Origin of the sequence: Pedobacter polysacchareus, assembly GCF_019802255.1 — a bacterium.
GTDB classification, from domain to species: Bacteria; Bacteroidota; Bacteroidia; order Sphingobacteriales; family Sphingobacteriaceae; genus Pedobacter; species Pedobacter polysacchareus.
In genome coordinates this window covers 116,489-136,254 of sequence record NZ_JAHYSS010000007.1, presented here as the reverse complement: position 1 = coordinate 136,254, position 19,766 = coordinate 116,489, and the positions used below count along the sequence as shown (strand labels likewise).

Annotated in this window: 22 protein-coding genes; 8 read left to right on the top strand and 14 right to left on the bottom strand. The window is 40.3% G+C overall.

Annotation, left to right across the window (positions count from 1 at the left end; genetic code table 11):
- Positions 1-31 precede the first annotated feature (31 nt).
- The 4 genes from K7X70_RS20980 to K7X70_RS20965 form a co-directional block, all read right to left on the bottom strand.
- Complete coding sequence (locus K7X70_RS20980; protein WP_222538889.1) at positions 32-730, bottom strand: DUF4290 domain-containing protein; 699 nt, start codon at positions 728-730, stop codon at positions 32-34.
- 209 nt (positions 731-939) lie between these two features.
- Positions 940-3,246 carry an ATP-dependent helicase gene (locus K7X70_RS20975; RefSeq protein WP_222538888.1) on the bottom strand — a complete coding sequence of 769 codons (2,307 nt, stop codon included), beginning with the start codon at positions 3,244-3,246 and terminating at the stop codon, positions 940-942.
- Positions 3,247-3,366: 120 nt separating this feature from the next.
- Positions 3,367-4,995, bottom strand: a complete 1,629-nt coding sequence (locus tag K7X70_RS20970) for a PH domain-containing protein (protein ID WP_222538887.1) — start codon at positions 4,993-4,995, stop codon at positions 3,367-3,369.
- Positions 4,985-5,512, bottom strand: coding sequence for a PH domain-containing protein (locus K7X70_RS20965; protein WP_222538886.1), 528 nt, complete (start codon positions 5,510-5,512; stop codon positions 4,985-4,987). The genes K7X70_RS20970 and K7X70_RS20965 overlap by 11 nt, the downstream gene beginning before the upstream one ends.
- Positions 5,513-5,625: 113 nt before the next feature.
- Here K7X70_RS20965 and K7X70_RS20960 point away from each other — a divergent pair, with 113 nt between their 5' ends.
- The 3 genes from K7X70_RS20960 (at position 5,626) to K7X70_RS20950 (ending at position 8,784) form a co-directional block, all read left to right on the top strand.
- Entirely contained in the window at positions 5,626-6,171 is a 546-nt protein-coding gene (locus K7X70_RS20960) for a hypothetical protein (protein WP_222538885.1), read from the top strand.
- Between the two features lie 220 nt (positions 6,172-6,391).
- Positions 6,392-7,762, top strand: coding sequence for a dipeptidase (locus tag K7X70_RS20955; protein WP_222538884.1), 1,371 nt, complete (start codon positions 6,392-6,394; stop codon positions 7,760-7,762).
- A gap of 77 nt (positions 7,763-7,839) precedes the next feature.
- Complete coding sequence (locus tag K7X70_RS20950; RefSeq protein ID WP_222538883.1) at positions 7,840-8,784, top strand: glycoside hydrolase family 25 protein; 945 nt, start codon at positions 7,840-7,842, stop codon at positions 8,782-8,784.
- A 31-nt stretch (positions 8,785-8,815) separates the two neighbouring features.
- Here K7X70_RS20950 and K7X70_RS20945 read toward each other — a convergent pair whose 3' ends face one another.
- Both K7X70_RS20945 and K7X70_RS20940 read right to left on the bottom strand, forming a co-directional pair.
- Positions 8,816-9,289: a MarR family winged helix-turn-helix transcriptional regulator gene (locus K7X70_RS20945; protein ID WP_222538882.1), complete on the bottom strand. Its 474-nt coding sequence runs from the start codon at positions 9,287-9,289 to the stop codon at positions 8,816-8,818.
- Positions 9,290-9,452: 163 nt separating this feature from the next.
- The gene (locus K7X70_RS20940; protein WP_222538881.1) at positions 9,453-10,547 is read right to left on the bottom strand and encodes a mandelate racemase/muconate lactonizing enzyme family protein; all 1,095 of its coding nucleotides are present in this window, start codon (positions 10,545-10,547) and stop codon (positions 9,453-9,455) included.
- Between the two features lie 92 nt (positions 10,548-10,639).
- On the opposite strand from K7X70_RS20940, the gene K7X70_RS20935 reads away from it, so the two are divergent.
- Positions 10,640-11,293, top strand: a complete 654-nt coding sequence (locus tag K7X70_RS20935; protein ID WP_222538880.1) for a glycosyltransferase family A protein — start codon at positions 10,640-10,642, stop codon at positions 11,291-11,293.
- A gap of 63 nt (positions 11,294-11,356) precedes the next feature.
- Here K7X70_RS20935 and K7X70_RS20930 read toward each other — a convergent pair whose 3' ends face one another.
- On the bottom strand, positions 11,357-11,539 hold the full coding sequence (locus K7X70_RS20930; RefSeq protein WP_222538879.1) for a hypothetical protein: 183 nt from the start codon (positions 11,537-11,539) through the stop codon (positions 11,357-11,359).
- 389 nt (positions 11,540-11,928) lie between these two features.
- Between K7X70_RS20930 and K7X70_RS20925 the strand changes: the two genes are divergently transcribed.
- The 3 genes from K7X70_RS20925 to K7X70_RS20915 all read left to right on the top strand — a co-directional run bounded on the left by K7X70_RS20925 (position 11,929) and on the right by K7X70_RS20915 (position 14,244).
- Positions 11,929-12,429, top strand: a complete 501-nt coding sequence (locus K7X70_RS20925; RefSeq protein ID WP_062549947.1) for an FKBP-type peptidyl-prolyl cis-trans isomerase — start codon at positions 11,929-11,931, stop codon at positions 12,427-12,429.
- A gap of 264 nt (positions 12,430-12,693) precedes the next feature.
- Positions 12,694-13,161, top strand: coding sequence for a RidA family protein (locus K7X70_RS20920; protein WP_222538878.1), 468 nt, complete (start codon positions 12,694-12,696; stop codon positions 13,159-13,161).
- A 12-nt stretch (positions 13,162-13,173) separates the two neighbouring features.
- Complete coding sequence (locus K7X70_RS20915) at positions 13,174-14,244, top strand: dipeptidase (RefSeq protein WP_222538877.1); 1,071 nt, start codon at positions 13,174-13,176, stop codon at positions 14,242-14,244.
- A gap of 105 nt (positions 14,245-14,349) precedes the next feature.
- Here the strand turns inward: K7X70_RS20915 and K7X70_RS20910 are convergent, their stop codons facing one another.
- The 5 genes from K7X70_RS20910 to K7X70_RS20890 form a co-directional block, all read right to left on the bottom strand.
- Complete coding sequence (locus tag K7X70_RS20910; protein ID WP_222538876.1) at positions 14,350-14,784, bottom strand: Fur family transcriptional regulator; 435 nt, start codon at positions 14,782-14,784, stop codon at positions 14,350-14,352.
- Positions 14,785-14,786: 2 nt separating this feature from the next.
- The gene (locus K7X70_RS20905) at positions 14,787-15,224 is read right to left on the bottom strand and encodes a hypothetical protein (protein WP_062549941.1); all 438 of its coding nucleotides are present in this window, start codon (positions 15,222-15,224) and stop codon (positions 14,787-14,789) included.
- Between the two features lie 16 nt (positions 15,225-15,240).
- Entirely contained in the window at positions 15,241-16,482 is a 1,242-nt protein-coding gene (locus tag K7X70_RS20900) for an ABC transporter permease (RefSeq protein WP_222538875.1), read from the bottom strand.
- On the bottom strand, positions 16,479-17,108 hold the full coding sequence (locus K7X70_RS20895) for an ABC transporter ATP-binding protein (RefSeq protein WP_222538874.1): 630 nt from the start codon (positions 17,106-17,108) through the stop codon (positions 16,479-16,481). The genes K7X70_RS20900 and K7X70_RS20895 overlap by 4 nt, the downstream gene beginning before the upstream one ends.
- Before the next feature lie 216 nt (positions 17,109-17,324).
- On the bottom strand, positions 17,325-17,726 hold the full coding sequence (locus tag K7X70_RS20890) for a MerC domain-containing protein (RefSeq protein ID WP_222538873.1): 402 nt from the start codon (positions 17,724-17,726) through the stop codon (positions 17,325-17,327).
- 148 nt (positions 17,727-17,874) lie between these two features.
- Here K7X70_RS20890 and K7X70_RS20885 point away from each other — a divergent pair, with 148 nt between their 5' ends.
- Entirely contained in the window at positions 17,875-18,510 is a 636-nt protein-coding gene (locus tag K7X70_RS20885; protein ID WP_222538872.1) for a hypothetical protein, read from the top strand.
- Between the two features lie 48 nt (positions 18,511-18,558).
- On the opposite strand, the gene K7X70_RS20880 is transcribed toward K7X70_RS20885, so the two are convergent.
- Complete coding sequence (locus K7X70_RS20880) at positions 18,559-18,981, bottom strand: MauE/DoxX family redox-associated membrane protein (protein ID WP_222538871.1); 423 nt, start codon at positions 18,979-18,981, stop codon at positions 18,559-18,561.
- Between the two features lie 93 nt (positions 18,982-19,074).
- Positions 19,075-19,644: a Crp/Fnr family transcriptional regulator gene (locus tag K7X70_RS20875; protein WP_222538870.1), complete on the bottom strand. Its 570-nt coding sequence runs from the start codon at positions 19,642-19,644 to the stop codon at positions 19,075-19,077.
- Positions 19,645-19,766: the final 122 nt, after the last annotated feature.

The window sequence follows — 19,766 nt, the reverse complement described above, 5'->3', positions numbered from 1 at the left end:
GCTTGTATAGTAGTATTAAAATTGGTAAGATCTAGTGACGTGGTTTTGGATTGCTATTGTTGTTACGCTGAGGGCGGTTATTGTTGTTACTGGTGTTGTTTTGTCTGCCTTTACCGTTGTTGTTATTGTTGTTTTGTCTGCCGCGGTTATTGTTGTTTGCTGGTCTGGTCACTGCAGGTTTAAATTCAACCTTCGCCAGGTTTACATTTTCGTCCAATTGCAATTCGCCGCCCGACAGTTCACGCAGGTTTTTCAGGATCGTTTCATCTGCAACGCTGTCTTTATTCCAGGTCACGTAAGCCATTTTCATGAAATTTGCGATGCCTTGTACCATTGCCGCTCTGCGTTCCGGATCATCTACAGCTTTTGCCTTTTCGATCATCGTTTCCACCGTTTTGCCATAGTGCTTATAGGTGATTTTTTGCTGAGGATAGCCGATATGCTTCGGTTTTACTAAAGCATCCTCTGGGGTCGGCTTTGGATAAGGGCTGTCTACATCGATTTTATAACCCGAGATGATGTGTAGGTGATCCCATAATTTATGCTTAAAATCAGCAACATCACGCAAATGGGGGTTTAAGAATCCCATAAGATCTATCACCGCCTGAGCATATTTATTACGTTCTTCAAGGTCGGGTAATTCAATAATGTACTTCACCATGTTCTGTACATTACGGCCGTATTCGGCGAGGATTAACTCGTTTCTTGTGGTATTATAATCGAAATTCATCTGTATAATTATACTTTTTATTTTTATGTGCGACCGGTTTAATGTTCCGGTCGGCCCTTAGGGCGTATTTATCTTCTTGAGTAAGCTATTTTGCTAAAGGCTGGTCGTATCAGGTGATAACGAATTATAGCCATTAATTGTATAATTTATAATCAAATTAGTAGCAATCACGGATTTATAAATTCCTCCGGATGCTGTAAAGATATATTTTATTTAACAATTCGCAATTTAGCAAATTTTAATAATAACTGCTTATTACCCAGGCCTTGAAAAAATACCGTTGCTTTTACATCAGGTAAGCTGCCTTCCAGACTCACAATTTTACCGAAACCGAATTTCTCATGCTCCACTTCCATTCCATTTTGGAAAAGGTTGGCCGCATCAGGTGCGAAACCTGGTGTAGGCACGTGGGCTTTAGGTAATACCGATGTTTTAGGTCTTGGAGCGGTAGAAGTACCTGTTGCTGTGCTAGAAGCTGCAGGCTTTGGCTTGCTGAAGCTATCCCTTTGCTGTGTCCAGCTTCTTCTTTCAGAAGAGAAATTGTCATCACCAATAGGTGGTTTAGCAGATTTTGGCACCTCAATCTCCAGGTAACGGGCATTGATTTCTTCGATAAAACGACTCGGCTCACAATTGGTTAAAGTTCCCCATCTGTATCTTGAAGTAGAGTAGGTAAGGGTCAGTTTCTTTTCTGCACGGGTTACCGCTACATAAAACAACCTGCGTTCTTCTTCTAAATCAGACCTTGAATTGAGCGACATCTGAGAAGGGAAGAGGTTTTCCTCTAAACCAACTACAAATACGTTCTTAAATTCCAGACCTTTTGAAGAGTGAATGGTCATTAAGGAAACGGTATCTACGTTCTTGTCGTTCGACTTATCGTCATTGGTCAGCAAGGCAATGTCCTGCATAAATACTTCCAGACTGCGGTCTTCGATATCTTCGCGTTCTCCGAATTCCTTGATCCCGTTTAATAATTCCTGTATGTTTTCATGTCGCCCACGACCTTCATCAGTCATGTCGGAATGTAATTCTTTTAAAATCCCAGAATGTTGCGCGATGTATAAAGCGGCTTCATAAGCATCCAATTTCTTGGCTTCTACAGTGAAACTCTTAATCATCATTGCGAAATCATTCAATTGATTGGCGATTCTGCCGGCAATGTACTGCTGTGGATTACATACTACTTCCCACATGGTCACATTGTGCTCATCTGCAGCAACCAATAGTTTTTCCACTGTCGTATCGCCAAGCCCTCTTTTTGGGTAATTGATCACCCTTTTGATGGCTTCTTCATCACTTGGATTGAAGGTTAAGCGGAAATAAGCAATTAAATCCTTGATCTCTTTACGTTGGTAAAAAGATAGTCCGCCATAGATTTTATAAGGGACATTGAGTTTTCTTAAACCTTCCTCCATTGCTCTGGATTGTGCGTTGGTACGGTATAAGATGGCAAAATCATTGTAGTTATACCCTTTAGAACTGCGTTCCTGAATGATGGCTTCGGCTACAATTTTACCTTCCTCATTGTCGGTAAAGGCACGCTGTACCCTGATCCTGTCGCCAGGCTCATTGTCAGAGAATACATTCTTTTCCAACTGGTTTTTATTGTTGGCGATGATGCTGTTGGCAACTTCTACAATATTTTGGGTAGAGCGGTAATTCTGCTCCAGTTTATAGACTTTCAAATCCGGGTAATCGCGTTCAAAATTCAGGATGTTCTGAATATTTGCACCCCTGAAAGCATAGATACTTTGTGCATCATCACCTACCACACAGATGTTCTGGTAAGCTGCTGCCAATTTCTTCACGATAGTGTACTGGGAAAAGTTAGTATCCTGGTACTCATCTACCATCAGGTATTTGAATTTCTGCTGGTATTTATTTAAGACGTCAGGATGGTTTTTTAACAGCACATTGGTTTTAAACAGCAAATCGTCAAAATCCATTGCACCTGACTTGAAGCAGCGTTTGGTATACGTTTCATAAATCGCTCCGATTAAAGGACGTTTATTACTGATGTCTTCCGCCTGGATTTCAGCATTCTCCTGGTATTCGATATGAGAAACCAGGTTGTTTTTCGCAGAAGAGATCCTGTTGTATACGAAATTGGCATTGTAAAGCTTGTCGTCCAGCTGCATCTCGCGTAGTATCGCTCTGATCAGACTTTTACTGTCGTCTGTATCATAGATGGTGAAACTGGAAGGATAACCGATCTTCTCTGCTTCTACTCTTAATATTTTCGCAAATACGGAGTGAAAAGTACCCATCCAGATATTTTTTGCTTCTGCGCCAATCACTTTCATGATTCGCTCGCGCATATCTTTAGAGGCTTTATTGGTAAAAGTAAGCACCAGAATATTGAATGGATCTACTCCTTTTTCAATCAGGTGAGCTACTCTGTAAGTAATGACACGTGTTTTTCCGGAGCCTGCACCTGCGACAATCATTGCTGGTCCCTGGGTGTTTTCTACTGCTGCGCGTTGTTGGGGGTTTAATCCTGCTAAATAATCCAAAATGCTATCTTGTTCTGCTTTTTAAAGGTATTGTTAAACCATGTATTGCTATCGGGCTACCCTAAAAGTACGTCCGGCTACATTCGGACAAAAATAAGAAAACTATGTCTCTTATTGGAGTTACATCCAATCTTTTTTGCCCGACTCTACTTTATATAACCAATAGTTTACGATCTGATGAATATCGGCATACTTTCCATACTTAAAATGCAAGGTACCGGCAGCAGTATGCAGGATCAAATGACCGATATCTGCTTTCTTATGCCAAAAATATTGTTTAGTAGTAATTTTTTGAATTTTGTGAGGCTCCATCGTTTGATACTCTATGTCCCAGATGCCGCTTTTTTTGATGATGAAATCTTCTGATACAAATAACCTATGGTGGGCGTATTCAAAATAGAGCAGGATCCCAGCAAAAATAGCATAAGGAAGCATCAGCCATAGGTAAGGTTGTAAAGCCGGTTTCAGCTGTGCTAAGCCTACAAAAATAATAGCAGGTATCACAATGCGCAGCATGACGGTCAGGAATAGAAAGCGGTAGTTGGGTACAAAAGCACTGCCTTTCAAAGGCAAACAGTGGTAGATCATTTTTAAGATTTCATTTCTTTCCTTTTCGTCACATCCAGGGATTTCTATGTCGTGTTTTTTATTGTCTTTATCTTCTTCTTCCGCGGTATTGAATGCTGCCTGTTTAAACTTTAAATTGATCAGGTTCAATTTTTTCTGGAAATAGTTCTGGCTGTAGCTGCTAATTTGCACCCTTTCAGGTTTCAACAAGATGTGTTTCTTTTCAAATAGGCCAGAATGAATAGAAAGGAAAGTTTTTTCTTTCCTGATTTCAAAGTTGTAGTACTTCAGAAAAGTTCGGATCAGGTTGGTTCCTAAAACGATGAGCAGGGCAAAAATTAGCAGGATACACAGGGAAATTAGGCCCAGGCCTTGGGTAGTCAGCTGGCTGATGGGATTTTGTTCCAGCTCAAATGCTTCGGTATAGTTTTTTGTGGCCTCTAAGATCGCATAGATAAAACCACCTAACAGGGCAATGCTTGCGCCGTAATTAGAAGTCAATCCTACTTTAAATAGGGTACTGCTGCTTAATTTTAAGATTGGGAAGCTGCTGTAACTGCCGTAATTGTTTTGGTTATTGCGATCCCCTTGGTTATTGTAATTACCATTGTTATTGTGCCGCTGTTTGTCGGTATCAGCTGATTTTTGCGTAATAGCTCCTGGACTAGCTGAATATTCAGTATGGTTTGCATCTGTTGATTCTTTTGCTAATGTGGTAAATGTTCTGCTCAGTAATTTTTCCCTGAGGATGGTAGCCGCTTCATGGTCAATGGCTTTAATACTGGCTTCTTTTTTATCGCTTCCTGCGGTATCAATATCTAGGCTGTAAACACCTACTATTCTTTGAATCAAGGATTGGTTGATGTTTACCTGTTGGATTTTATCCAGTCTGATGATCAGGTTTTCCCGGTTGAATATGCCCTTTTGGATGATGAATTCCTGTTTTTCCTCATCGAGAAAGAACGTGAATTTAAGGTAGCTGAAATAGGAATGGATGGCAAGAAGGATCAGGTAAGCCAGAAACCCTGCAATAAGGTATCCCGTACCGCTGCTTTTTGTGCGGACAAGCAGCAAGATGATTGGAAATATCAATACCCGGATGCTCTGCTGGAGCTGGTTGGCAAAGATGATGATCACACCAACCGGAGATTGCCTTTTTGGAGCGGAGAAATTAGTTTCCATTGGCCTCCTGATTGTTGAGCTGTCTGGTCAGTTCTTCTTTAATGGTTTTGGCCAATTCGATCGGTAACCCCGGAATCACAATATTTCCGGAAACTCCGCCGGCAGTATAGATATGTAAAGACGCCAATTGAAACATTCTGGAGAACAGACCTTCGTTGAGGGTGATGTGCTGGATTCTCGTAAACGGAATAACGGAGGTAGTGATGGAAATGATGCCACTTTTATAAATCACATCTTTTTCCCGAATGGCATAGCCTCTTTTCTTGACACTGATTGCATAAAAGGCGACTAATAAAATCCCAATCAAAACGTATCCGCCAATAAAAAGATAAGGCTCAGGTTTTAGTGCTTTTAGCAGGAAAAACAGGACTGCAGCAGCCAGGGCTAAGAAGACCATAAACACCACTATATTTAATAAAATCACCTTCCAGTAGTTCTTGTCTACCTCATTAAGGGCAACAGTTTCATACTTTGGAAGCAGGCTGAGGTCTAAGTTTTCGTTCGTAAAATCTTGCATTTGTTGGTGAATTCGTAGGTAAAAGAGCGTTCGAAACGAAGTTAATAAATTATTCTTATGGCCGGCTTCAGAAGGATTTGTGTTTATTTTCATATTTTTATAAAAAATATTTTATGAAGTTAGAAATTGAAGTAGATGTTATAGGTGTTCATTTGGCTGATTTTGAAGGAAAGATAGTAGCACCTGCTTTTATTGATAGTGTGGATGGTGGTGTTAAAATGACGTTTTTAGGTATTGATTCACTGAAAGAATATAAGTCGGAATTGATCCAGGAAGATGCGGAAGAAGTTGCCGGAACGGAAAAGGAGATAAAGGATAAAATTAATAAAGGACTGAAAAGAGCGATTTCGGATCACATCACGATGATGGATTCCATTAGAGTTTACTCTGAAGCTTTGTTCACTTTTATATATAGTACTGATGCGCACAGAGAAGATAAGAAATACATCTTTAATGAACTGATCGAAGGTCTGAAAGTCGCTGAAAACGATGGCGAGCTGGAGACCGCAATTAAAGACAGTACTTATGAAATGGGAGAATTTACGATTGGCTATAAAATGGCCTTCAGAAAATATTCTTGTGATTTCTTAAATTATGATTTTATTGCGCTTAGAGATCAATTAGTAGCTGATCTTATTGGCCTGCAAAAGAGTTTGTAGGAGATATCGTCCTTCAGCAACCCTTATTAATGATTTTAATAAGGGTTTTTTTATGCGCTTTTCAGAATAAATTTTTCTAGTTTTATCGACTCAAATTATTGGCGTTTTAAGGGAGGAAATTGTTGGGAAGATGCGCTTCAATTGGCTGCTCAGCTCTTCATTACCAGCTCACAAACGACTTGATAGGGGTTTAAACTAAATTTTGAAATAACCATTTGTTATGCAAGAGATTAAAAAATATGTAGAAGACAACAAACAACGTTTTTTAGAGGAGTTGTTTGAACTGTTACGTTTTCCTTCGGTAAGTGCAGATCCTAAATATAAAGGGGATGTATTGAAAACGGCTGATTTTGTAGCTCAGAAGTTAAAAGATGCGGGTGCGGATAATGTTGAAATCTGTGAGACTGCCGGCTATCCTATTGTTTACGGGGAGAAAATCATTGATGCATCATTACCTACCGTTTTAATTTACGGTCACTATGATGTGCAGCCTGCAGATCCTTTGGAGTTATGGAAAACGCCTCCTTTTGAACCAACAGTACGCGATGGTAAAATCTATGCACGTGGTGCCTGTGATGATAAAGGTCAGTTCTACATGCATGTTAAGGCTTTTGAATTGATGATGAAAACCAATACTTTGGCTTGTAACGTGAAGTTCATGATCGAAGGAGAGGAAGAAGTAGGTTCTGCAAATCTTGGTCTGTTTGTGAAAGCAAATACGGATCGTCTAAAAGCTGATGTAGTCTTGATTTCTGATACTTCTATGATCAGCATGGAAAACCCTTCTATTGAGACTGGACTTCGTGGCTTGGCTTATATGGAAGTAGAAGTGGTAGGTCCGAACCGTGATTTACACTCAGGTGTATATGGTGGTGCAGTGGCAAATCCGGCAACGATCTTGTGTAAACTGATTGCTTCTCTGCATGACGAAAATAACCACATTACGATTCCTGCATTTTATGATAAGGTAGTCGAATTGACTGATGCGGAAAAAGCAGCTTTAAACTCAGCACCATTCGATTTGGATGAATATAAAAAAGACCTGGAGATCGGTGCGGAATGGGGTGAGAAAGGTTATTCTACCCTGGAGCGTACTGGTACACGACCAACTTTAGAAGTAAACGGCATCTGGAGCGGTTATATCGGCGAAGGTGCAAAAACGGTATTGCCTTCTAAAGCGAATGCTAAAATCTCTATGCGTTTGGTTCCAAATCAGACTTCTGAAGAGATCTCTGAAATTTTCGCTAAGCATTTTGAAAGCATAGCTCCTGATTATGTAAAAGTCAAAGTTACGGCACATCATGGAGGTGAACCAGTAGTGACGCCAACAGATAGCGTGGCTTACCGTGCTGCTGAACAGGCAATTTTAGATTCATTTGGTAAAAAACCAATCCCTACGAGAGGTGGCGGCAGTATTCCAATTGTAGCCTTGTTCGAAAGTTCACTAGGTATTAAATCGGTATTGTTTGGATTCGGATTAGACAGTGATGCTTTACACTCTCCAAATGAGAAGTTTGACATCTATAATTATTATAAAGGAATTGAGACTTTACCTTTATTCCATAAATATTTCGCAGAGTTGAGCAAATAAGCGCTTGATTCTAAAACGAATAAATAGTTATTTAAAAAAGGGTGGCCAAATCGGCTGCCCTTTTGTATTTTTACCCCATGCCTTTGATACCTCCAAATTCTCCTTTACTTAAAAAAGAACCTGCTGCTAAAAAGCCAGCTGCCCCTAGAAAAAAGCCGGCAGTAAAGTCCGCAGCAAAGACTCCAGTGAGGCGGAAAGTGCTGAAAAAGAAAAAGCCGATGGCCATGGAATGGAAGTTTGCCATTGTGGGCTTAATGCTGATCTTATTGTCGCCATTTTACTACGGGTATATCATTAAGGGCTTCAGCTCTACCTGGCGTTGGGTGAAAGATTGGGGACAAGACCCGAATTACCGTACTTACAGCAGTTTTGATATCCGTATTCCAAAGAAATATTCGATTCATGGCATTGATGTTTCCTATTACCAGGGAAAAATCGATTGGCGCAAAGTGAAGGCGATGAAAGAGGATGAGGTGCAGGTTAAATTCGCATTCATAAAGGCTACGGAAGGTATTTTAAGTGTAGATCCTTATTTTCAGCGCAATTGGAGAGAAGCGGCAAAGGCTGGGATTATTTGTGGCGCTTATCATTTTTTCAGGCCTCAAAAATCTGGCGAATGGCAAGCGAAGTTTTTCCTGCAGACCGTAAAATTTGAGGAGGGAGATTTACCGCCAGTAGTGGATATTGAGCAATTGAATGGGGTAGATCCAGCGAGTATGCGCAAGGAACTCCAGGATTTTATCAGCTATGTAGAGAAGAAAACCAAGGTAAAGCCTATTATTTATTCCGGCCTTACTTTTTATAGAGATTATTTGAAAGGACATTTCGATGAATATCCATTATGGATTGCCCATTATCATCAGGCAAAACTGAAAGTCAGCGGAGATACCAATTGGTTTTTCTGGCAGCATTCAGATAAAGCACGGATTACAGGGATCAATCATGTAGTAGATTTTAATGCGTTTAATGGCGATAGTACCGCTTTTGAGCGACTGAGGATTCCTAAAATCCTCAGTTACTAGCTAAGGTTGGTAAGCAACTATTTATTGAACCTTAGCCGCATGTACCGCCGAGGAGGTGACATTGGTTCAATTTCTCATGGAAATGAATCATTTTTTCCATTGTTTCCGTCATCATTTCCAGTTGTTTCTTCCCGATCAGTTTTTCGTATTTACTGCTGAGTAAACTGGATTGCTGTGCCACCTGAAGGTAGAAATTGCGACCATCTTCGGTCAGCTGCAAAAGGTTAGCACGGGCATCTGTTGTACTTTTTTCTGCTTTAATCAAGCCGCTCTGCTCCAGTTCTTTCATGATTTTTCCTGTCGCCTGTCTGCTTACTTTTAAATCCGCAGCAATGGCGCTGCTGGATTTTCCACTGAGTCCAACGGCCATGAAAAAAGGCAGGAAAGCCATGTTGAAATGCGGCTGATGAAGGTTGCATATGTTTTTATCTCCCCAATCGTCTGTTAACTTTTTGAGGACATATAACTGTTTGAACAGCACAGCTTGTTTATGGTAATCGATCATTGATGTGGTGGTTTTGTAAACTTAGTTTACTAAATTAACAAAATGGATTAAAAATGTCAAGGGGTGTTTATACGGAATTTATAATTTTTTTCTCTAAAAAGATGTGTTGAAAACCGAATGGATTTGATGGGTTAAGCAGGCAACTTGGTTGGCAGAATAGATATTACACTATAAAACGCTCGCATGTTTTCAAGAATTCAGGATCTGCGTCTGCTCCAATGCCGGGAGTTTCAGGAACTTCCAGCAAATAACCATTGTAAGCAACACCACCTATTGCGGGGTCCAACAGATGTCCGAGTAGGCAGGTGTCCAGGTCAAAGAAGACTACATTTGGGCTGGATAAAGCAAAATGAAGGTTGGCACTGGTCGCGATTCTGCTTTCCAGCATACTGCCAATCATACATTTTGTGCCGGTTTGCAATGCGATTTCATGGATCTTTTGGGCTTCAAGGATACCTCCGGACTTCGAGAATTTGATGTTTAGGTATTCGCAGGATTTACTGTTGATGAGTCTACGTGCATCATGATGGTTATAACAGCTTTCATCAGCCATGATTTTAACCGGAGAATTGAGGTTTAATTCTGGTAATTGATCGTCATACCAGGTTCTCATGGGCTGCTCACAAAACTCTATGTTGTATTCGGCAAGTTTGCCCAATCCGAATAGCGCATCATCAAAGCTCCATCCCTGATTGGCATCCAGGCGAATTTTCATGTTTTCTCCTACGGCCTGACGGATCTGTTTCACTCGCTCAATGTCGTCTTTAATGTTTTTACCCAGCTTGATTTTTAATATGTTGCATCCCTGTTCTTGGTATTTTAAAGCGGTATTGGCCATGGTTTCAGGGGCATCAATACCAATGGTCATGTCTGTTTCTACGATTCGGTTTTGTCCGCCGAGGAATTGATATAATGGTTGTTCCGCGTTTTTTGCGGAAATGTCAAATAAGGCCATGTCGAACGCACTTTTGATGGTTCCATTGTGGGCATAACCCATCAAATCGTTCATTCTCTCTGGGATGTCCAGTGGATCTTTCCCAATTAGTATTTTAGCAAAGACTTTTGCCATGGCCAGACAAGTTTCCTGAGTTTCCCCTACAATCATTGGAAAGGCGGAGCATTCGCCCACTCCGTAAATTCCAGTATCTGTATGGATCCTGATCAGCACATTTTGTGCGAAATCCATAGTCCCAGTGGCAATCACAAATGGGATCATAGGGATGCTAAAGCGATATATTTCTGTATGGCTGATCTTCATGGCGGTCCTTGTTTTTCTTAAAATTACCGATTTTGTGTCATTTGTCCCTATCCGGCCATGCCTTTCTTTTTATTTTTAGGAAAACGACGATAATGATCAACTCTCCTTTGGTTTCCTGCATTATGCCAACAGCAAACCGCCCTCATTTTGTTAAGTATGCGATTGATTATTTTCTCCACCAGGATTATAGAAACCTGGAATTGGTGATTGTTGATGATGGGGAAATAGCGATAGAGAAAGATTTATTAAATAGAAATAGGCTAAGGTATTTTAAGGTAGCACCTTTACATACGATTGGCTTACTCAGAAATTTGGCTTGTCAGCATGCAAAAGGAGAAATTATTGTGCATTGGGACGATGATGATTGGTATGCGGAAGACTGGGTAACGAAGCAGGTTACTGCTTTGCAAAGTTCCGGAGCGGATATTTGCGGCTTAAATCAAGTGAATTTTTATGCTCCGGCATTGAGGAAACGAGAAACTTTTATAGACGATAAAAATGCGGCTCCATGGGTTTATGGTGCTACTATGGCTTATAATAAGTCATTTTGGCTAGAACATCCGTTTGGAAGTTTTCAGACTGGAGAAGACAATGACTTTGTGTTGAACAGCGGTGCTAAAGTGTTTGCACATGATTATACGGAGGGGTATTTGGGTATTTTACATACACAGAATCTGGTCATGACGCCTTTTGAAAATCCTAGAGAGAAGTTGCAGTTGGAAAAGCTAGCAGGCTCGCAAGAATAACCTTTATGTACCCCAGAATCAACTCTATTTTCAGCAGGATATTGTTCATTTAGCGAATAGGAATTACTTTTTGATGGTAATAGTTCTGCCAGTAACTAGATGGAAAGTATAAATCCTGTATAAGCCATCATCAGAGGTTTCTATCTCTTCTACAAGGCCGGTTTTGCTAAATGTATCGGTTACTAAATCTCCCTTTTTTACTTCTTGAAGTACTTCTGATGGGGTGTCGTTGTTTAATCTGATCATGATATATGTTATTATCGGCTCTTAATTGTGGTTAAAGATAAGGGCATCTATGGCTTTTTCTGTTATTTATCTGAGACAAAAACTTAGTGATTCTAATAAGCACTTTCGCAGGTTGTTTTAAGGTAATGAATTCATCATTTTTTTCGATGATGTTGGTCCTGGATTTAGTACGATGGCGAAATTTTTAAACCGCCTGTATCGAACAATAAAGGCATTTTAATTGTTGGATTTAAATCAGATTCTATTCCCTGACGATTAAACAAAGCAGGTATATTAAAAATCTGGTTATATTTGCCAACTAATTATGCCAAATGGCATAATGCCGATATGCCATTTGGCATAAAAACAGGTAATGAAACATTAAAATTGATAACTAAAATAACATCATAATGAGTATTAAACCCAATACAGTAGTATCATTAACGTACGAATTGCATACGACTAATGAAGAAGGACAACAAGTTTTCGTAGAAAAAGCAGATGAGCAAAATGCGCTTGTGTTTTTATATGGTACAGGAATGATGTTGCCTAAGTTTGAAGAGCATTTGGCTGGATTAAATGTTGGTGATGAGTATAGCTTTGAGCTTTCTGCAGCTGATGGTTACGGTGATTTAGATCCGGGAGCTTTTGCTGATTTACCTATCGATATGTTCAAAGAAGCTGGATTACCTGCTGTAGGTGATGTAATTCCTTTGCAAGATAACCAAGGTAACCATTTCAGAGCTGGTGTAACTGCAATCCACGAAACTACTGTTTCTGTAGATTTGAATCACCCAATGGCTGGTAAAAACCTGATTTTTGCAGGTAAAATCCTTTCTGTACGTGAAGCTACTGAAGAAGAATTAAGTCATGGCCATGCACACGGTGCAGATGGTCACCAAGGTCACTAGTAGATCTTAATTGATATGAAAGAGGGTATCCTGAATAGGATGCCCTCTTTTTTTTTGTGCATAATTTTTGCAAATTATTGTGTTAATTCTTTTTTTTGTTTGCTTTTAGTAATGTTTGTAGTTTGATTTTTTTTGTTTTGCAAAAATAATTGCAATAAATTCGCGTTCTTTTCTAAAACAACTCTATATTTGATATGGTTAGCTAATCCATCGCTGCTATCTATATATAAGCATATTTTAATTGAAAATATTATCTGAATTACCATGAATTTATCAGCCCAAGAAGCATTTTTAAAATTAGAACTCGTATTGCCGCCCGCACCAAAACCGTTGGGGATTTATAAACCGTTTTTAGTAGATGGTAAATATTTATATTTATCAGGTCATGGGCCAGTGCAGCCAGATCAGTCGCTGATTATAGGAAGGATTGGCGAGGATATGGATCTCGAAGCTGGAAAACTTGCTGCACGCCAGGTTGGCTTGACCATGTTGTCTACGATTGTGACTAATTTTGGGAGTCTTGATGTGGTGAAAAGAGTGATCAAAGTTTTGGGAATGGTCAATTGCTCTGCAGATTTTGAAAAACATCCTTACATTATCAACGGCTGCAGTGAATTATTTGCGGCGGTCTGGGGCCAGGAGAACGGAATTGGCGTAAGAAGTGCAGTAGGAATGGGCTCTTTGCCGGATAATATCCCAGTAGAAGTAGAAGCAGTTTTTGAATTATTTTAACCATTAGAACCTATGTTTATAATCGATGCCCACCTGGACCTTAGCATGAATGCCATGGAATGGAACAGGGATTTGAGATTGCCAGTCACTACGATCAGAACTTTAGAAAAAGGGATGAAGGATAAGCCCGACCGTGAAAAGTCTACTGTATCATTTCCGGAACTTAGGAAAGGAAATATTGGGGTTGTTGTGGCTACGCAGATTGCGAGATATGTGAAACCTGATAGTTTAATTCCTGGCTGGAATTCGCCGGAACAGGCCTGGGCGCAAACTCAAGGGCAACTGGCCTGGTATAAAGCGATGGAAGAAGCGGGTGAACTGTTTCAGATCAGGAACGCGCAGCAATTGAAAAGCCATTATGAGCTATGGAATGACGGGACTTCAAATGATCAGAAAGCGATCGGTTATATTTTAAGCTTAGAGGGGGCAGATTCCATTGTCGACATTTCTTACCTGGAGCGTGCCCATCAATATGGATTAAGAGCTATCGGTCCTGCGCACTATGGTCCCGGCAGATATGCAAATGGAACCGATGCTACTGGAAAGATGGGGCAGATGGGCTTGGATTTATTAAAGGAAATGGAGCGGTTAAACTTCATTCTGGATGCGACTCATTTATGTGATGATGCGTTCTGGCAGGCCCTGGATCATTTCTCTGGACCGGTTTGGGCGAGTCATAACAATTGCCGGACATTTGTAAACCACAACAGACAATATAGCGATGAGCAGATTCTGGCATTGATCAATAGAGGAGCCGTTATTGGTGGGGCTTTAGATGCCTGGATGATTGTTCCTGATTGGCAAAGAGGAGTATCTACACCAAAAGGAATGAACTGTGGATTAGAAAAAGTAGTGGAACATGCGGATCATATCTGCCAGTTGGCAGGTAATGCCAGGCATATTGGTATCGGATCAGATTTGGATGGCGCTTTTGGAACAGAGCAATCGCCTTTTGACCTGGATACGATCTCCGACTTGCAAAAGATGGTCGCCATGTTTGCTGCCAAAGGATATTCGGCCGCAGATCTGGAACTGATTTTTCATAAGAACTGGCTGAACTTTTTGTATAAAGCCTGGGCCTAGATTTTTTGAAGCTGTATTTCTATTCAAATACAGGATAAAAATAAAAAACCGGAACCTTCGAATGGAAGTTTCCGGTTTTTTTATGCTGGATAAAGCCTCTTGTTTTTATGCGGACACTGGCATGAGTGCGTTGCATTTTTCGCAGGTGCCATAAGCTGTCGTGTTGACTGTTTTAGCAGTAAAGCCATTCGGCATTTTAATTTTAGGCACCGTTACTTCAAGGCAATAGATCTTACCGCAAGTGGTACAGTTGAAATGCACATGTTCATCATGATGGTGGTCTTCAGAGCAGGCAGAAGAACACAACGCATAGTTTGCGGTGCCATTGAGGTCCATAATCCGGTGTACGATTCCTTTTTCTTCGTAGGTATTGAGGATTCTATACAGCGTAACGCGATCGATCTCTTTACCTAGTTTTTTTTCCAGCTCAGGCTGGGAGATTGCTACCGTATCCAGCGCAATTTCTTCCAGCACACGTACCCTTTGTTTGGTATGTTTAAGGTCGTGTTCTTTTAAAATATTTACAGGATCTAGTTTCATACTTATATCGTTTTTGCGTTGATCAGGGAAATTGGTGGGTTGTCCATTGCATTTCCTGTATTTAATTTCAACGTGCCTTTTACGACAATTGTTTTGTAGGTGAACTTAATCGGTTCTGTCATTTCTACCAGTACCATGATCGGAACGCCATTTTTTCCGCAGTAAAAACATTGATTAATTGGCAAGGTAGAAAGCATGAACTTAGTTTGTTTCATGCCATCCTTAATTGGAACGATGTATCCTTCCAATTCAAAAGTTTTATTTGCATGTTTTTTAATTTCAGGCGAATAAACCGCATACATTTCTGAGTCTTTAACAATCTTAAAGTCTACACCACCTACCACATCCCAGTTGTCGGACAGGATCTGATCATCAGGATTGTGCTGGGCTTTTACCGCAAATCCGGTAAAGAGTAAAATAGCGAGCAGGAATCGTTTCATTTCTTTTGTATTAGTGTTAATTTTTAGACAATATTTTAGAAATATTGGATTTGTAAGCCTGTATTGCAGGGATGATAGCCGCAAATATACCAATCGCCAAGCCAGCAACAAATAAATATATTTCCTCCTTCAGGAAGATGATTCCGGTAAGGCGGGCCTGATTGCTTTCCTGATAATTACCGATAAATTGTAAAGCAAAGTGGCCTAGTGCTACCCCAATAATCGTACCCACAAAGGTAAGAATGACTCCTTCTATGATGACAATCAGGAAGAGTTTTCCTCTGGAAGCACCTAGTGTACGCATGATCGCCAGGTCATATTGACGTTCTTTTAATGAATTGTAAAGGTTCACGAACACGCTGATTGCTGCGATGAGCATGATTAAAACTGCGAACCATTGCAGCGTTTCTACACCAACCCCAATTAAAGAGAATAGTCTGGTACTTTCCTGTGCAGGTGAGGCTGCCTGCATATTTGTAGTTTCATTTACCATTCTAGGGAAAATAGCTACAGACATTGGGGAGCGGTATTGGATCAGTAAAGAAGTCAATTCTTTATCGTCATCATTGTCTACATGTTTTGAAGTATCATGCTGATGATCATTATGCTGGTCTCCTGCCTCATCTTTATGGTCATCTTCATGATCATCGTGCATCTTCCATACACTGGCAATATTGGTTAAAATCAGGTTGTCTGTTACATTTCCCTGGGATTCCATAATTCCTGAAACCGTATATGGATGGCTTTTATGAACATCACTCGTACTGCTTAATCCATGCGCACCATAAAAGGTATCGCCAATTTTCAGCTGCTGCTCTTTTGCTACTCCAGCGCCTATAGTGGCTTCAAAATCATTGTTCCAGAACTTTCCATCTTGTAATTTCAACTGATATAAGGCTACAAAATTACTGTCTGTACCCACAATTCGGGTTCCATTGTAATTGTCGCCCAAAGCAAGGGGCACGGCTCTTTTCACAAACGGACTGCGCGACAACTCTTTTGCTGCTTTAAGCGGGATGTTTCCGGTAGGAAAATCTATATAGTAAATACTGCTCAAAATCAATTGCAGCGGACTGCCTTTCGCACCCACTACCAGGTCAATGTCTTTCGAGTTGTTGTCCAGCTTTTGTGAAATCTGATGGGATGCTAATAATAATATGGTCAATATTCCAGTACCAAAGGCAATGAGCATCATGTTTAATGCGGAAGAAAGTGGCTTAGACCATAGGCTCTTCCAGCTGATCTTTATAGGGCTCATGATAGTTCGTAGGTATTTTTAAACGCGTCTTTTACTCTTTTGTCGTGCGTAGCCACAACTAATGTGGCCTGATTTGCACCTGATTGCTGCATCAATAGCTCCAGTACAATCTGCGCATTGTTGTCGTCAAGACTGGAGGTGGGCTCATCAGCAATTAGCAAAGCAGGTTTATTGATCACTGCCCGGGCAATGGATACCCGCTGTAACTGTCCTTGACTCAATTGATCAGGATACGAGTTTTTCTTATCGGCAATGCCTAAAGCTTCTAACACTTCATTTACTCTTTTCAGATCTGTAGGTAAATTCGCAAAACTTTGAGCTATGATTAAATTTTCTGAAATACTCAGGCTTTTAATCAAGTGTGGACGTTGAAAAATGATCCCGATGTTCCGGCCTCTAAACTGGTCTAGTTCTTTAGCAGATAGGTCATAGATGGAAGTTCCTTTGATGGTTACCTTACCTTGTGCAGGTTTCAAAATTCCCGTCAGGATGTGAAGTAAGGTTGATTTGCCACTTCCTGATGCTCCAAGAAGCAGCCATTGGGATCCGGCATCGATTTCCCAATCCTCAAAACGAATGTCTTGCTGAGGGGTATATTGATGAGCTACAGAGTTTAAAGAGATCATAAATGTTTGGTATTTATTACGCGACTTTTTAAATACTTTAAGTAGAGCTGTTTTCCATTTGGATGCGGGTGATTGCAGCCTGGATTGATCATACTCACAAAGAGTAAAAATACGCCGAATATTAGTTTTCTGTTCATTTTTGTGTAGTTACAAAAGTAGTAAATGCCATAAGATTGCAAGTGCTTTGGTTGTAAAGTATTTGCTACTGCATGAAGGTTAGGATTGATGGGTGCAGTTTCGTGTATATTTCCAATTGAGAAAGTGTGCGAGTGCGATACTGAATCCCCCTAAAGGAATCAATACAGCTTCTAAAAAATGAAAACTGTAATGTCCGGTTCCGATCAGCATAAATCCAATAATTAATACCAGGATAGGAATGATTCTTTTGTGCTTAGGATAGGAATGTGCCAAAGACCAGGTGCCAATCAAAAGCGATAAGCCAATCATACTGAATTCGACCCATGGCTGAGCAAGGAAACTCAAACCCCAGAGCGGCAAAAAAGTGATGAGGAAGGGGAGGGCGGCGCAATGAATGGCGCAGGCGACAGAGGCGGTGATGCCAAACTGGTCTAAATGGGCAGAGTTCAATAGTGTTTTTTTGTTAGGGGCTTTGATCATGTTATAAATATTAAGGTTACAAATATAAAAGCAATATAGTTGCATTTGTAATTTATTGAGATATATTTGCAACATGATTGCAATAAGATGAGAAACCTGGCCAGGAACATCAATAGCTTACAAATTTTAATACTTAACAAAAACAACCATGAACAAATTACGTCAGTATTCCCTAGCCATTTTAGTCGCGCTGATTGCGTTAACTTTTAACGCCTGTAAGAAAGATCCTCAACCTGAATCACCGGAAGAGGAAAAAGGAAAATCAGAGCTTACTTTTTTAGAAGTAGAGCGGGAAGCACATGGAGATCATTTTCATTACAATACCATAGCTGCTGCAAAGCCATTGGTGATTACATTTGATAGTAAAGGATTGCCTCCTGCAGGGACACATGCCCATTTGCAGGAAGGAAAAACATATAAATTGAGTTTACGGTCATTTGATGCTGCTGGTAAGGAACTGCAGCAAAGATTTTTAGATCAGCATGAGCTGCATCAGGCCTTTATTTTGGGTGCTCCGACAGGAATTTTGACTTATGCCTATGCAGACCGCGACAAAGACAATAAGAAGATAAATGTTGGGGTAACTGGATATCTCACCGTAGATGAGGCTTCTGCAGGATTTACATTTCGGTATGTATTGCGCCATTTGAATTCAGGTGTAAAAGCTGGAATTACTGCTGCAGACTGGAATGAACCTGGTTTTGCGCTTAAGTTTTCCGGAGCGAACGAATTGGACTTGAAATTTGAACTGCATCCTGTTGAAGCGGATGGTCATGATCATTAATTAAAAATAAAGGGCGCCGGTTCATCAGTTGATTTTCCGGCGGCACCTTTACATGAACTGGTTATTATTCTCCAAAAGCAAGACTCCAATAATTGATAATAGCGTAAAAAATACATTTACCCTAAAATGCTTTTTCCATCCCAGCTTGGCAAATAATCCGCCGCAGGCACAAGGGTGACGTTCATAAATATTATATACAGCACCACCTACATATAGGGTGAAGAGCAGCATCATGGCAAAGGAAGCATACATTCCGATGATTTGTGTGTTTTTAAACAGTAATAAAGCGACAATCCCTAACTCCACAATTGGCAATACCCATACTAAAATCTTCCCTATCCATGCTGGAAAAACCTGGGTAGCGAGTGATTGCTTGAATTGCTCCAGTTCTATCAGTTTTGAAATGGCAGCATAGGCCCACATGATGATGAGGATGACGCTGATAATAATAACAAATGGATAAGTGTTCATAAGTTTCGTCGGTTTTTTAATGTTAAAATGCTGAATTAAAGTTACATCGGGTTTGTCTTAGGAAGGAGGGTCAAATGACCCAAATTCAAATATTTATCTTTTAGTTCGGATCCTGTTTAACGTTTTTCTGGACACTCCTATGTAGAAAGCGATGGCTTCTACAGGTGCTTTTCTGGCGATAAACGTGGATTCTTTCAGGAGCAATTCATAGCGTTCGCTGGGTTCATTAGAGGTGAGGCTGCAAATCCGCTTCTCTGCGGAATATTGAAAATCTTCCATCAGGTCCATCAAGAGAAAATTGAAATCAGGAAATTTTTCTATGAGTGTCCTTACTCCCTGATAGGAGATGCTGAGAAGGGTGCTTTTCTCCATTACTTCTATGTATCCATCTGTAGGAACCTGTTTAAAAAAACTATGTACAGGCACCATGACTTCATTTTCATTCCAGAACCAATAGGGAACTTTCTTTCCCTTTTTAGCAACATAAGCCATGGCGGAACCCTCTACAATAAACCACATCTTATTGCAAACTTCTCCGGCGTCTAAGATCCTGGTATGGCTTTGATGAACTTCTCTTTTGAGCATTCTGTTAAAATGTGTTTTGAGTTCATGTGTTGGATTTCGCTGGCGGGACAGCGCTTTAAAAAAACGTTCATTTTCCATGTGATTATGATTCGGATGATTAAAAAATACGGATGTAGAAAATAAATACAATGAAATCTGCGAAAGATTACCACACTAAATTACCAAAACAAATGCTGCTAATTTGGGCCTGAAGGTAGATT

What these genes read in the sequence shown, in the direction of transcription:
- K7X70_RS20980 (WP_222538889.1), bottom strand. Translation starts at nt 730, where the DNA reads ATGAATTTCGATTATAATACCACAAGAAACGAGTTAATCCTCGCCGAA.
- K7X70_RS20970 (WP_222538887.1), bottom strand. Translation starts at nt 4,995, where the DNA reads ATGGAAACTAATTTCTCCGCTCCAAAAAGGCAATCTCCGGTTGGTGTG.
- K7X70_RS20965 (WP_222538886.1), bottom strand. Translation starts at nt 5,512, where the DNA reads ATGCAAGATTTTACGAACGAAAACTTAGACCTCAGCCTGCTTCCAAAG.
- K7X70_RS20960 (WP_222538885.1), top strand. Translation starts at nt 5,626, where the DNA reads ATGAAGTTAGAAATTGAAGTAGATGTTATAGGTGTTCATTTGGCTGAT.
- K7X70_RS20955 (WP_222538884.1), top strand. Translation starts at nt 6,392, where the DNA reads ATGCAAGAGATTAAAAAATATGTAGAAGACAACAAACAACGTTTTTTA.
- K7X70_RS20950 (WP_222538883.1), top strand. Translation starts at nt 7,840, where the DNA reads ATGCCTTTGATACCTCCAAATTCTCCTTTACTTAAAAAAGAACCTGCT.
- K7X70_RS20945 (WP_222538882.1), bottom strand. Translation starts at nt 9,289, where the DNA reads ATGATCGATTACCATAAACAAGCTGTGCTGTTCAAACAGTTATATGTC.
- K7X70_RS20940 (WP_222538881.1), bottom strand. Translation starts at nt 10,547, where the DNA reads ATGAAGATCAGCCATACAGAAATATATCGCTTTAGCATCCCTATGATC.
- K7X70_RS20935 (WP_222538880.1), top strand. Translation starts at nt 10,640, where the DNA reads ATGATCAACTCTCCTTTGGTTTCCTGCATTATGCCAACAGCAAACCGC.
- K7X70_RS20930 (WP_222538879.1), bottom strand. Translation starts at nt 11,539, where the DNA reads ATGATCAGATTAAACAACGACACCCCATCAGAAGTACTTCAAGAAGTA.
- K7X70_RS20925 (WP_062549947.1), top strand. Translation starts at nt 11,929, where the DNA reads ATGAGTATTAAACCCAATACAGTAGTATCATTAACGTACGAATTGCAT.
- K7X70_RS20920 (WP_222538878.1), top strand. Translation starts at nt 12,694, where the DNA reads ATGAATTTATCAGCCCAAGAAGCATTTTTAAAATTAGAACTCGTATTG.
- K7X70_RS20915 (WP_222538877.1), top strand. Translation starts at nt 13,174, where the DNA reads ATGTTTATAATCGATGCCCACCTGGACCTTAGCATGAATGCCATGGAA.
- K7X70_RS20910 (WP_222538876.1), bottom strand. Translation starts at nt 14,784, where the DNA reads ATGAAACTAGATCCTGTAAATATTTTAAAAGAACACGACCTTAAACAT.
- K7X70_RS20905 (WP_062549941.1), bottom strand. Translation starts at nt 15,224, where the DNA reads ATGAAACGATTCCTGCTCGCTATTTTACTCTTTACCGGATTTGCGGTA.
- K7X70_RS20900 (WP_222538875.1), bottom strand. Translation starts at nt 16,482, where the DNA reads ATGAGCCCTATAAAGATCAGCTGGAAGAGCCTATGGTCTAAGCCACTT.
- K7X70_RS20895 (WP_222538874.1), bottom strand. Translation starts at nt 17,108, where the DNA reads ATGATCTCTTTAAACTCTGTAGCTCATCAATATACCCCTCAGCAAGAC.
- K7X70_RS20890 (WP_222538873.1), bottom strand. Translation starts at nt 17,726, where the DNA reads ATGATCAAAGCCCCTAACAAAAAAACACTATTGAACTCTGCCCATTTA.
- K7X70_RS20885 (WP_222538872.1), top strand. Translation starts at nt 17,875, where the DNA reads ATGAACAAATTACGTCAGTATTCCCTAGCCATTTTAGTCGCGCTGATT.
- K7X70_RS20880 (WP_222538871.1), bottom strand. Translation starts at nt 18,981, where the DNA reads ATGAACACTTATCCATTTGTTATTATTATCAGCGTCATCCTCATCATC.
- K7X70_RS20875 (WP_222538870.1), bottom strand. Translation starts at nt 19,644, where the DNA reads ATGGAAAATGAACGTTTTTTTAAAGCGCTGTCCCGCCAGCGAAATCCA.